This window comes from Martinezella sp. CNPSo 3959, from assembly GCF_057784355.1.
Genome location: NZ_JBXSOV010000002.1, coordinates 70,591 through 83,161 on the forward strand (window position 1 = coordinate 70,591; position 12,571 = coordinate 83,161).

The following is a 12,571-nucleotide window of genomic DNA, read 5'->3' on the forward strand; positions in this document are numbered from 1 at the left end:
AGCCCATTGGAAGGGGCTCCCTTCGGCCGGTGCAGAGCTTCGGTACTCAGTGGGCGGGGTGTTCCTCGCCGCCTTCCTTTTCCATGGCGCGCCGGGCGCGGATCGCCGCTGCGATGAAGACGCGCGACAGGCCGTGGTAGAGCGGCTCGCGCGACAGCAGCCGCGAGGTCACATAGCCGATCATCGATACAGCCATGATCGGGATGACGGCCTGATGGTCGCCGGTCATTTCGAGGATGATGACGAAGGCGGTCATAGGTGCCTGAACCACGCCGGCGAAATAGCCGGCCATCCCGAGGATCGCCGCAAGAGCAATGCTGCCGCCGATCAGCGTGCCAACCGTGCTGCCGAAGCCGGCGCCGACGGCAAGCGAAGGCGCGAAAATGCCGCCGGGAATGCCCGATATCATCGACAGGAAGCTTGCCAGTAGCTTCTCGACGAAGAAGAGCGGGGGCAGGGCATGTCCTTCCACCGCGCCGCGGGCTTGCTCGTAACCGGTGCCGAAGGTTTGGCCGCCGGAGAGCACGCCGACAGCGGCAACGACAAGACCGCAGAGGCCGGCCAGGATCAGCATGCGTTTCAGCGGCTGCGGTTGCGCCCAGCGGCGGATGCGGATGCCGGCATAGAGCGCCAATCCGCTGAAGGTGGCGCCGAGCGCACCGCCGCCGACACCGCAGATCAGCATGACGATCCAGTCTCGAAACATCGTCGGCGCCGCATCGGCCGTGCCGAAATAATTGTAGCTGCCGGAAAGGCCGAGTGCGGCGAGGCCGGAAAGAATGACCGCGGTCAGCACAAGGCCATTGGCGCGTGATTCATAGGTGCGGCTCATTTCCTCGATAGCGAAAACGATACCCGCAAGCGGCGTATTGAAGGCGGCCGCGATGCCGGCAGCAGAGCCCGCGAGGATCAGCCCCTTCGCCTGCGCCATGCCGCCGAAGCGGGCAACCGCTAGCATGAAGGACGCGCCGACCTGCACTGTCGGCCCCTCGCGGCCGATCGAGGCACCGCTTAAGAGCCCCAATATGGTCAGCACGATCTTGCCGAAGGCGAGCCGCAGCGAGAGCAGCTTCGTTCGATCCTCTTCATGATGCAGATGCCGCGCAGCAATCGCCTGTGGAATGCCGCTCCCCTGCGAATTGGGAAACAGCGTCGCTGCAAGATAAGCCGACAACACGAAACCGAGCGGTGTCAGCAGGAGCGGGAGCAGCCACATCCACTCGCCCGATTGCGTCACGCCGGTAAAAGCCCGCTGCGCCAGATCGGCGAGCTTGGCGAAGCCGACGCTGATGACGCCGATCGCCAGAGCGCCCGTCCAGAACACCAGACGTGGCCGCCAAAGATTGAAAGATCCCCAGAAAACGCGGGAACGGCGGAGCAGCTTGGACTTGCGGTAGATGGGGGGCATGGGACGTGTGACCGTTATGCTGGCCCGGTGCCCTTTGGAGGCATTTTTCCGGGCCGCTCACCTCTTGGGGAGAATTGCGATATCGATCTTTCTTACAGAATTTCCTTTTGCGGCCAAGGCTTAATCCACGTGTTGACCGTTTCGAGCGATCGAACAGAATGTATCGCAAGTGCAATGCAAAGGGCCCTCATCACGAAAGAAACGCACCTCGCATCACCGAGATTAACCACCTTTCGGCGATGTGATATGTATGGATTGCAACCGATGAGGAGGTGACCATGTCGACTTTCCGGAATGCAATTGTCTCTTTGCCCGGCAGTGAGCGCATAGCAAGGACGCCTTTTGGCGCCAAGATTGTTATCCATGCCACGGCCGCCGAGACCGGGGGCGCATTCGGGATGTGGGAAACCTTCACCCCGCCGGGTCATGGTCCCGCCCCTCACACGCACACCCGCGAGACTGAAATCTTTCGCGTAATCCGTGGTCTCTATCGAATCCAATGCGGTGACGACGAGTTCGATGCACCTCCGGGTACCGTTGTCGTTCTGCCACCGCTTGTGCGACACAGTTGGCGAAATATCAGCGACGAACCGGGCCAGATGTTTGGCACTGTCATACCGGGTGGCTGCGAGCAATTGTTCATCGACATCGAGACGTCTGGTTCCACCACCCCCGAGGAAATTGCAGTGTTGGAGGCCCGCCTAGGGATTATCAACGATATGACATTGGCTCTCGGATTGTCGGGCTCAGTCTCGCACTGACTGGTTCTGTGCTCTAAGGGCTGGAAAAGACGTATTTCCGTATATCCCGCAAATAGTCCCACGCGACACCTACCGATCGCTCGTCTCCCACCGCGGATTGATCCAAGGCTCCTGGTTCGAACGCGCCAGCTTCGGCTTGCCGAGGATATGGTCGGCCGCCTTTTCGCCGGTCATGATCGAAGGCCCGTTCAGATTGCCGTAGGTCACATGCGGGAAGATCGAGCTGTCGGCGACGCGCAAGCCGTCGATGCCGATGACGCGGGTATCGGGATCGACCACCGCCATTGGATCATCCTTTGAGCCCATCTTGCAGGTGCCGCAGGGATGATAGGCGCTTTCCAGGTGCTCGCGCAGGAAGGCATCGATCTGGTCGTCGGTCTGAATATTCGCCCCTGGCTGAATTTCCGTGCCCCGGTACTCGTCGAAGGCCTTCTGCCCGAAGATCTCGCGGGTGAGGCGAACGCAATGGCGGAATTTCTCCCAGTCTTCCGGATGGCTCATATAGTTGAAGCGGATCACCGGATCGGCCATCGGGTCGGACGAGCGCAGCGTCACGTTGCCGCGTGATTTCGACAGGTTGTAGCCGACATGCACCTGGAAGCCGTGGCTCTTGGCCGCCGCCTTGCCGTCATAGCTGATGGCGACGGGCAGGAAGTGATACTGGATATCCGGTTGTTTGACGCCAGGTGCCGAGCGCAGGAAGGCGCAGGCTTCGAACTGGTTCGAGGTACCAAGGCCTTTCTTGAAGAACAGCCACTGCGCACCGGCAATCCCCTGCATATACCAGGGCAGCCAGGAATAGAGCGACACCGGCTTCAGGCTCGTCTGCTGGAAATAGAATTCCATATGGTCCTGCAGGTTGGCGCCGACGCCCGGCCGATCGGCCTTCACCTCGATCCCCATGTCGCGCAGATGTTGCCCAGGTCCGATGCCTGACAGCATCAGCAGCTTCGGAGAGTTGAACGATGAGGCGGAGACGATCACCTCGCGGTTCGCACGGATCACCTCGATCTTGCCATTGCGCTCCACTTCGACGCCGGTCGCGCGGCCGTTTTCGATGATGACCTTACGGGCAAAGCAGCGGATGAGCTCGACATTCGGCCGCTTCAGGGCAGGCTTAAGATAGGCTGTCGCCGCAGACCAGCGCCGGCCCATCCAGGTCGTCTGCTCCATCAGGCCGAAGCCTTCCTGCTTGCTGCCATTATAATCCTCCGTCGCCTCGAAGCCCGCCTGCTTGCCCGCCTCGATGAAAGCGTGAAAGAGCGGATTACGCGCATCGCCCCGGCGCACATGCAGCGGGCCGTCCGTACCGCGCCAACCCTCTTCGCCGCCATGCGAATGCTCCATCCGCTTGAAGTAGGGCAGCACGTCGGCATAGGCCCAGCCTTGGGCGCCGAGTTCTTCCCAGCGGTTGAAATCCTCCGCATGACCGCGCACATAGACCATGCCGTTGATCGAGGAGGACCCGCCGATAACCTTGCCGCGCGGGGCGGTGATGCGGCGGTTGTTGAGCTGTGGTTCCGGTTCGGAAAGATAGCCCCAATTGTAGCGATCCATGCTCATTGGCCAGGCAAGGGCGGCCGGCATCTGGATAAAGGGGCCGAAGTCGCTGCCGCCAAACTCCAGAACGATAACGGAATGCTTGCCGTCTTCCGACAGGCGGTAAGCCATGGCGGAGCCGGCCGAACCCGAGCCGACGATGACGAAATCTGCTTGCATGACGATGTGCTCCAGATGGCAACAGGCGTAAACCGAGGCAGTCAACACCCTCCCCTTGAGGGGGAGGGTCGGCCGCAGGCCGGGGTGGGGTGATTGCGGATACGCGCGCTGCGGCTGGTCACCCCACCCGCCGCTAAGCGGCGACCTCCCCCTCAAGGGGAGGTGGATCAATAAGGTGCCTGTACCGGCCCCATGCCGACATAGACGGTCTTCAATTCCGAATAGTGCTCGAGCGCCGCCAGCGAATTCTCGCGGCCGAAGCCGGATTGCTTGGAGCCGCCGAAGGGGATTTCGACCGGGCAGAGATTGTAGGTGTTGATCCAGAGCGTGCCGGCTTCCAGTTGGTCGACCACGCGGTGGGCGCGGGTGAGATCGGCTGTGAAGACGCCGCCGGAGAGGCCGAATTCGGTCGCATTGGCGCGGGCGATCACCTCGGCCTCGTCATCGAAGTCGAGCACGCACATGACCGGTCCGAAAATCTCCTCGCGGGCGATCGTCATATCGTCAGTGACGTCGGCAAAAACGGTCGGCTGGATGTAATAGCCTTCGCCGGAGACATTGTTCGGGATGCCGCCACCGGTCAAAAGCGTCGCGCCCTCGGCCTTGCCCTTTTCGATGTAAGAAAGCACCTTTTCGCGCTGAGCCCAGGAAACCATCGGGCCGATCTGCGTTGCCTCGTCCATCGGGTCGCCGATGAGCATGGCGTCTGTGCGGGCCTTCAGTCGCTTCAGGAATTCAGACTTGATCTTGCGGTTGACGAAAACGCGGGTGCCGTTCGAGCAGACCTGGCCGGTCGAATAGAAGTTGCCGAGCATCGCGCCGCCGATGGCGCTGTCGATATCGGCATCCTCGAAAACGATCAACGGCGACTTGCCGCCGAGCTCCATGGTGACATGCTTGAGATTGCCAGCGGCCGAAGCCGCGACCTTGCGGCCGGTCGGCACGGAGCCCGTCAGCGATACCTTCGCTACGTCGGGATGGTTGATGAGCAGAGGCCCGGTTTCGCGGTCGCCCTGGATGACATTGTAGAGGCCCTTCGGCAGACCGGCCTCGATGAGGATTTCGGCGATCTTCAGCGCGCCGAGCGGCGTGTTTTCCGAAGGCTTGAACACCATGGCGTTGCCGGCGACCAGTGCCGGCGCGCCTTTCCAGCAGGCGATCTGCTGCGGGTAGTTCCATGCGCCGATGCCGACGCAGACGCCGAGCGGCACGCGCTTAGTATAGGCGAAATCGCCGCCGAGCGGGATATAGGAGCCGTTGAGACCTGCCGCCGCGATGCCGCCGAAGAATTCGAAGCTGTCAGCGCCCGAAGTCGGGTCGGCGACAATGGTTTCCTGGATCGGCTTGCCCGTATCCAGCGTCTCCAGTTCGGAAAGCTCGCGGTTACGTTCACGCATGATGTCGGCCGCTCGCTTCAGGATGCGGCCGCGCGCCGTCGGGCTCATGGCGGCCCATTCGGGCTGCGCCCGCTTTGCGGCCGCGATCGCCTTTTCGACGATGGCAGGCGTTGCCGCGTGCAGACGGGCGATCACCTCGCCGGTCGCCGGATAGATGCTTTCGATAAGAGTGCCGTCGGTGTCCTCGACATATTCCCCGTCGATGAAATGCGAGGCGGTAGGCTGGGCTTTGAGGGTCATGTTTCAGTCCTTTGAACGGCGGGCCTCTCCGGAAAGCGGCGCAAGCAGTGAATTGATGTAATCTTCCGTAAGCGCGATCGAAGCCTCAATGCTGATCGGCGCTGATCTCAGACTTTGACGGATATAAAGGCCATCGATCATCGCGGCAGCGCCTTCGGCGATGCGTTCTGCGTCTTCCTCCGGACATAGAGCCTTGAGATTGGCAAGCAGGTTGGAGCGCAGCCGTCTCGCGTAGATGACGAGAAAGCGCCGCGTCTCCTCTGACCGCTGCGCCTCGGCATAGAAGGCGAGCCAGGCAGCGATCGTCTCCGGCGCGAACTGATCGGCCTGGAAGCTGACGCGGATGACGGCAGAAAGCTTTTCGCGGGGTGTCGTCGCGGCCCGGAGTGCCGTCACGACGCTGTCGCGCAGCCGCTGTAGATGCACGCGGACAGTCTCGATCAGCAGCTGTTCCTTGCTGCCGAAATAATGGTGCGCGAGCGCAGGTGAAACGCCGGCCTGCTTGGCGATCTCGGACATGGTGACGGTCAGCGAACCGTGATCGCCGATCACGCGCATTGCAGCATCCACCAGCGCCTTTCGGCGCACCGGTTCCATTCCGACTTTCGGCATACATCAATCCCTAAGGCTGGAGCCGAGTGTATTTTTGATTGACTGATCAATCAATAAAAAAATCACGTGACAGGCCTTGCCTGACGAAAAATCCGCAACCTCTTTCCGCAAAGCATTTCTGTGCCATACTTCCTCACAGGAGGAGGTACAGTCATGGTTGATATTCTTGATGAAGTTCCCCCGTCCGCGATGCGCGACAAATGGGGATGGTTTGTCGGGCTCGGGATCTTGCTGCTGATCTGCGGCGGCATCGCCCTTGGCAATCTGTTCATCGCCACGGTGGCATCGGTCTATTATGTCGGCATGCTGATGCTGATCGGCGGCATCGTGCATCTGGCCCATGCCTTTCAGGTAAGGGGCTGGGAGCACATTTTGTTCTGGGTGTTGAGCGGCCTGCTCTATACGGTTGCCGGTATCCTCGCCTTCGTCAATCCGCTGTTGGCCTCCGAGGCATTGACCCTGTTCCTCGCCATCGCACTGCTCATCGCCGGCACGTTTCGCGTCTGGGTCGGTCGCAAGCTGAAGCCGGAGCGTGGTTGGGTCTGGATTGTCATCAGCGGCCTTGCAACCGCCGCCGCCGGCATTGCCATTGCAGTTGGCTGGCCGGTCAACAGCCTCTGGATTCTTGGTCTTTTCCTGGCCTTTGACCTGATTTTCCAAGGATGGACGCTGGTGGCCTTCGGCCTTGTGCTTAGGCGGTAGCGCACCCCCCGAAAGGGTAACGGACTGCTACTTTTTGACAAGGAGCGTGAGCGGCGTTACTCTTAGCGCCTCTGCCATGTCGGGCGGAACGGCGTTGCGTTGATGTAACGACAGTATCTTCATCCGAAAGTGCGTGTGTCGACAGACATGCGTGAAGAAACTGGTCAAAGCCACGGAACATGCTTCCAGACAAATTTCCGCTAGATAACGTCAAGGGAGGAATATCATGCCGATGGTAACGGTTTCCATCTCTCCGCTTCAGGCTGCGGGCATCCGGGCAGCGGTCGATACCGGCACTTATGCCTCGAGCAGCGAAGTCGTGCGGGAAGCCCTGCGCATGTGGGATGCAGCCCGCAGGCGCGGCGACATTTGCGATGTGCCTCATGCCGCCAACGATGGCGGGGAGACGGCAAAGGGCGGTCGCTGCGTCGCCGATATGTTTGCCGACTACGAGGCGGAGCGGCACTCGAGCAATCAGCACTGAACCCCACTCATCACGGCAGCCTCTCGGCTGCCGTATGTCGGGGTCTGTGCCCCGACGAATGGTTAACATTGCTTTACCATTCATGAAACTTTCACATAGGGGAAAGGTTTCGTTGACGCTTTATGACGCATCCTCGGTTGAAAACGCGGTAAACCCAAAGTTTTACTCAAATAAATTAGATTAGAATCCGCAAGTGGAGATGGGCATGTCCCTGACTGCCGCAGCCGAACCGGGCGTCTTGCGCCGATACGCCAGCGATCAGATCGTTACTCTCGCCAAACTCGTGATCGAAAACGCATTTCAGCCGATCGTGGAGGCCGGCACGGGCGCCGTTTTCGGGTATGAATCCCTCATACGCGGCCAGGAACGCATCGGTTTCGACAGCCCGGTCGATATCCTCGACGAGGCCGAGCGCAGCGGCCAGCTTCTTGGGCTCGAGCAGATGGTCAGCAGCCGCGCGCTTGCGAAGTTTGCCACTCTGCCCAATATGGTTGCCGCTACGCTTTTCCTCAACTTAGATGTCCGGTTGATCCCGCAGGGCGCCGCCTTGGTCGATGGCCTGCTGCAGCATATGAGAAAGGCTGGCATCGCCCCTTCCTCCGTTTGCTTCGAATTCTCCGAACGTTTCGACAATACCGTCGTTCCGGAGTTTTCGGCGCTGGTTGCCAAGATGCGCGATGCCGGTTTCAAGCTCGCCATCGACGACTTCGGCGTCGGTCACGGTGAAATGAAACTGCTGTCCGATTATCCGGTCGACTATCTGAAGATCGATCGGCATTTCATCGTCGATATCGACCGCAGCGCCCGCAAGCGCCATATCCTTCGAAATCTCGTTAACATCGCCCATGTCCTCGGTACGCGCGTCATCGCCGAAGGCATAGAGACCGAGGCGGAATTCCTGACCTGCCGCGAATTCGGCGTCGATCTCGTCCAGGGCTGGTTCATTGCCCGCCCGACCGTACTGGTCAACGAGTTGAAGCCGAGCTTTCCGCATTTGCAGGATCTCGGCAAGACGGCGCGCAACAGCCAGTCGCTCGATGAAATCCTTATCCGCAAGCAGATCGAAGTGCTGCCGACCATCCGCGAGAGCGACAGCATCGATAGCGTCTTCGAGCTCTTCCGCCGCAATCCGCGCCGAGCTTATTTTCCGGTCGTGAATGCCAATGACGAGCCGCGTGGGATCATCCACGAATACCAGCTGAAGGAATATATCTATCAGCCCTTCGGCCGCGACCTTTTGAAGAACAAGGTCTATAAACGGTCGATCTCGCATTTCGTTGAAATGGCGCCGATTGTCGGCCTTGATTCCGATGCCGATACGCTGATGACGATCTTCGCCAATATGGAAAGCAGCGATTGCCTGATCGTCACCGAAGGCACGCATTATGCGGGCATCGTCTCCGCTGCCTCTCTCATCAAGGTCATCAACGAAAAGCAGCTGAAGATTGCCCAGGACCAGAACCCCCTGACCGGCCTTCCCGGCAACAGGGCGATCCATGATTTCATGCAGAGCGCCGGCCGCGATGGTGATGAAGTCAGGCATTTCTGCTATTGCGACTTCGATAATTTCAAGCCGTTCAACGATGCTTATGGTTTCCATCTCGGCGACCATGCCATTTCGCTGTTCGCCGCATTGATGCGCCGCTATTTCTTTGCTGAGCGCCATTTCCTCGGTCATGTCGGTGGCGACGATTTTTTCATCGGTGTCACCGGCTGGAGCATGCACGAGCTGCGCGAAGTTCTGGACCGGCTGCTTGCCGATTTCCATGCCGATGTTCTCGATCTTTACTCGGCCGAGGATCGTGCCGCAGGCCGCATTCGCGGCCACGACCGCAGCGGCGCCGAGGCCGAGTTCCCGCTGATGCGCTGCTCGATCGGTATCCTGCAGCTGCCGGACGGACTAGTGATCGACAATATCAATCGCGTCAGCACCTCCATCGCGGGCATCAAGACCAAGGCGAAGGAAAGCGCTGCCGGCGTCGCATTCCTCGGTCTAGCCGAGACGAATTGACGCCTTTCCGCCGTGCCATCTTTTCAAGTGCGCTGCGCTAAACTATCTCCACTGCTTTGCTGGGAGAGGAGATTGCGCCATGCCCTTGCCGTCTGAAATGCGTTTCGTGGATTTGCCATCCTTTGGCGGACCTGAAGTCATGACCATCGCCCGAAAGCCTCTTCCGGTGTTGAAGCCAGGCGAGATCCTGGTCCGCGTCGAGGCCGCCGGCGTCAACCGGCCGGATGTGGCGCAACGGCAGGGGACCTATCCGCCGCCGAAGGAAGCAAGCCCGATCCTCGGTCTCGAAATATCAGGCGAGGTCGTCGATGTCGCGCCTGGCGTGACCGAATTTGCCATCGGCAACAAGGTCTGTGGCCTAGCCAATGGCGGCGGCTATGCCGAATATTGTGTGCTTCCCGCCGGCCAGGCGCTGCGCTTCCCGAACGGTTATGACGCCGTCCGCGCGGCCGCCGTCCCCGAGACCTTCTTCACCGTATGGGCCAATCTCTTCCAGATGGCGGGGCTAACCGAAGGCGAAAGCGTGCTGATCCATGGCGGCTCCAGCGGCATCGGCACGACGGCGATCCAGCTTGCCCACGCTTTCGGTGCGACGGTCTATGCGACCGCCGGGTCGAAGGAAAAATGCGAGGCCTGCGAGAAGCTCGGCGCCAAACGGGCGATCAATTATAAAGAGGAAGATTTCGCCGAGGTCATCAAGGCCGAGACGGAACATGGCGTCGATATCATTCTCGACATGATCGGCGCCGCCTATCTGGAGAAGAACCTCGCCTCGCTTGCCCGAGACGGCTGCCTTTCCATCATTGCCTTCCTTGGCGGCGCGGTGGCGGAGAAGGCCAACCTTGCGCTGATCATGGTCAAGCGCCTGACGGTGACCGGATCGACTATGCGTCCACGCACGGCTGAGGAAAAGCGAGCCATTCGCGACGATCTTCTCGCCCAGGTCTGGCCGCTGCTCGACCAGGGCACCGTCGCCCCGGTCATTTATCGGACCTTCTCTTTCGACGATGTGGCCGAGGCGCATCGTTTGATGGAAACGAGCGACCACATCGGCAAGATCATGCTGAAGCTGGCTTGATCGTGAAGGACAGGATGACCGCGATCAGGCCGGGTATCGCCATCAGCGCATAGAGCCACATTGCTGCAGAGAGGCCGCCGCTGATACCGCCAGGATATGTCAGGCCCGCTCCATTGACGATGACGCCTGCGAGCGCTGCACCGAATGCGCCGCCCAGCGACTGCGTCATAGAGATCGCCGCCGAAGCCTTGTCCTGTTCGGTCCTGCGGGCGATGCCGATGATCCTGGTCACAAGATGCGCCCAGCCGAGACCGACGCCGAATCCCATCAGGAACATCGTGATAACGGCGGGCGCAAACCTGGCGACGGTATCAAAAGGCGTGTTCGTTGCTAGGAAGGAGATCAAGGATGCGGTCGCGGCCGTTTCCAGAATGCAGCCGCCGATGATGGCGATGGCGGCCTGCCTGCCGGAAAAAGAGGCGCTGAAGAAGGCTGCTATGGTCCAGCCCAGTGCGACGAGCGCAACGAGATAACCGGAGACGAGCGGCGTGACACCGTGCAGGGTCTGTAGGAAATAGGGAATGTAAATGTCGCTCGTCAGCACAAGCATCATCGTGAATATCGTGAGATAGAGTCGCGAAATCGGATTGCCGAGCATGACGGCGCCATAGGGCAGGAGGCGCACTTCGCTCTTGCGCTCGATCACGACCATCGTCGCGACCAAAATGATGGAAACCGCAATCAGCACCACCTTGTAGGTTCCGTGATCGACGGTGCCGGCGATGCTGACGAACAGGACGGCGGCCAGCAGAAGCCCGATCTGGGCGAGCGGCGTCCTCGTATCGATCCGGTCATCCGCAACATCGGGCAGCAGCCGGCGCGCGGAAAGCGCCATGACGATGGTCAGCGGCACGAGAATGATGAATGCCTCGCGCCATGCGCCTCCGGCGGCGAAGAGGCCGCCGAGTGTTGGCCCGAGCACGGTCGCCACACCCCAGATGGCGGCATAGAGGGTAGAGGCCTTGCGCCACAATATCTCCGGATAGACGAAACGGATGAAGGCATAGGCGAGGCCGGAGAGCATGCCGGCCCCATAGCCCTGGATGGCGCGACCCGCAAGCAATACGGGCATCATCGGCGCGATAGCGCAGGCCAGGCTGCCGATGCCGAAAGTAAGCGCCGCCCCTACATACACCGTGCGCAGGCCCATGCCCTTCGGCCGCGTGGCAACGGTAATCGAGCCAAGCACGCCGGCTGCGACGAAGAGCGTCGTCATCCATGAGAACAGTTCAAGGCCACCGATGTCCCGCACTATCGAGGGTGCGATCGTGGCGGTGATGTAGGATTCAACGGCATAAAGCGTGACACCTCCGCCGAGCATCAGCGTCGCGGGCAGACGTTTTGGCGAAAACAATGTGAAGACGGAGGATGAGGCAGGGGTAGTGTTTTCGATGCTGGACATCGGGCGATCCTCGGTATTTTCCCTAGCGATTGATTATTTTCCAAGTTATAATTTGGAAAATTACATCCTTGTTGGATTAAAACAAGAGAAAACTTGGAAAAATGCGTCAGTCACCCGCCAATCGAATTCTCATCCTGTTGAAAACCGACGGGCCGCAACTGGCGGCCGCCGTTGGCGATGCGCTCGGCATATCGTCGGAGGCGGCACGCCAGCAGCTTACGAAGATGGCTGAGGAGGGGTTGGTCGAGCCGGTGGCAGAAGCTGCCGCCGGCAGGGGCAGGCCGCGCCAGTTCTGGCATCTGACGGCGGCCGGCAACAGGCAATTTCCCGATGGCCATGCCGATTTGACTGCCACTCTGCTTGCGACCATGGTCAGCCAGTTGGGGCAGGGTGCCGTCGATGCGGTCATCTCGGCGCGCGAAACAGAGACGCTTCGACGTTACCGCAGCGAGATCGACCTTTCGGCCGATCTGCCGTCGCGCGTCGCAAGCCTCGCCGCCATCCGCACGCGGGAAGGCTATATGGCCGATCACTGGCAGGACAAGGATGGCTCGCTGGTGCTGGTGGAGAACCATTGCCCCATCTGTGCTGCCGCATCTGCCTGTGCCGGCTTCTGCCGATCGGAGCTGGAGACTTTCCGCATGGTGCTTGGTGCTGATGTCGAACGGGAGGAGCACATCCTGCTCGGCGCCCGGCGTTGCGCCTACAGGATCCGCCACGCAGCCTGAGAGATCGCTTTTTGATATTGCCCGCCGGC

General features: G+C 60.4%; 11 protein-coding genes. 6 read left to right on the forward strand and 5 right to left on the reverse strand.

What is annotated here, in order from left to right; genetic code table 11:
* Positions 1-46: 46 nt before the first annotated feature.
* Positions 47-1,408, reverse strand: coding sequence for a chloride channel protein (locus AC13RE_RS08305; protein ID WP_488562604.1), 1,362 nt, complete (start codon positions 1,406-1,408; stop codon positions 47-49).
* 278 nt (positions 1,409-1,686) lie between these two features.
* On the opposite strand from AC13RE_RS08305, the gene AC13RE_RS08310 reads away from it, so the two are divergent.
* Positions 1,687-2,169 (forward strand): cupin domain-containing protein, encoded by a 483-nt coding sequence (locus tag AC13RE_RS08310; protein ID WP_488562605.1) that lies wholly within the window; start codon positions 1,687-1,689, stop codon positions 2,167-2,169.
* A 69-nt stretch (positions 2,170-2,238) separates the two neighbouring features.
* On the opposite strand, the gene betA is transcribed toward AC13RE_RS08310, so the two are convergent.
* The 3 genes from betA to betI all read right to left on the reverse strand — a co-directional run bounded on the left by betA (position 2,239) and on the right by betI (position 6,137).
* Entirely contained in the window at positions 2,239-3,888 is a 1,650-nt protein-coding gene (gene betA / locus AC13RE_RS08315; protein WP_488562606.1) for a choline dehydrogenase, read from the reverse strand.
* 167 nt (positions 3,889-4,055) lie between these two features.
* A complete protein-coding gene (gene betB, locus AC13RE_RS08320; RefSeq protein ID WP_488562607.1) occupies positions 4,056-5,525 on the reverse strand; it encodes a betaine-aldehyde dehydrogenase in 1,470 nt (489 codons plus the stop codon).
* A 3-nt stretch (positions 5,526-5,528) separates the two neighbouring features.
* Positions 5,529-6,137: a transcriptional regulator BetI gene (gene betI, locus AC13RE_RS08325; protein WP_488562608.1), complete on the reverse strand. Its 609-nt coding sequence runs from the start codon at positions 6,135-6,137 to the stop codon at positions 5,529-5,531.
* Positions 6,138-6,290: 153 nt separating this feature from the next.
* On the opposite strand from betI, the gene AC13RE_RS08330 reads away from it, so the two are divergent.
* From AC13RE_RS08330 to AC13RE_RS08345, 4 genes are all read left to right on the forward strand, one after another.
* Positions 6,291-6,839: an HdeD family acid-resistance protein gene (locus AC13RE_RS08330; protein WP_488483629.1), complete on the forward strand. Its 549-nt coding sequence runs from the start codon at positions 6,291-6,293 to the stop codon at positions 6,837-6,839.
* A gap of 226 nt (positions 6,840-7,065) precedes the next feature.
* Positions 7,066-7,323, forward strand: a complete 258-nt coding sequence (locus AC13RE_RS08335; RefSeq protein WP_488483628.1) for a ribbon-helix-helix domain-containing protein — start codon at positions 7,066-7,068, stop codon at positions 7,321-7,323.
* Between the two features lie 205 nt (positions 7,324-7,528).
* Complete coding sequence (locus AC13RE_RS08340; RefSeq protein ID WP_488562609.1) at positions 7,529-9,334, forward strand: GGDEF domain-containing protein; 1,806 nt, start codon at positions 7,529-7,531, stop codon at positions 9,332-9,334.
* Positions 9,335-9,413: 79 nt separating this feature from the next.
* The gene (locus AC13RE_RS08345) at positions 9,414-10,412 is read left to right on the forward strand and encodes an NAD(P)H-quinone oxidoreductase (RefSeq protein ID WP_488562610.1); all 999 of its coding nucleotides are present in this window, start codon (positions 9,414-9,416) and stop codon (positions 10,410-10,412) included.
* Here the strand turns inward: AC13RE_RS08345 and AC13RE_RS08350 are convergent.
* A complete protein-coding gene (locus AC13RE_RS08350; RefSeq protein WP_488562611.1) occupies positions 10,393-11,814 on the reverse strand; it encodes an MFS transporter in 1,422 nt (473 codons plus the stop codon). The genes AC13RE_RS08345 and AC13RE_RS08350 overlap by 20 nt on opposite strands.
* 101 nt (positions 11,815-11,915) lie before the next feature.
* Between AC13RE_RS08350 and AC13RE_RS08355 the strand changes: the two genes are divergently transcribed.
* Positions 11,916-12,542, forward strand: coding sequence for a helix-turn-helix transcriptional regulator (locus AC13RE_RS08355; RefSeq protein WP_488562612.1), 627 nt, complete (start codon positions 11,916-11,918; stop codon positions 12,540-12,542).
* Positions 12,543-12,571 lie beyond the last annotated feature (29 nt).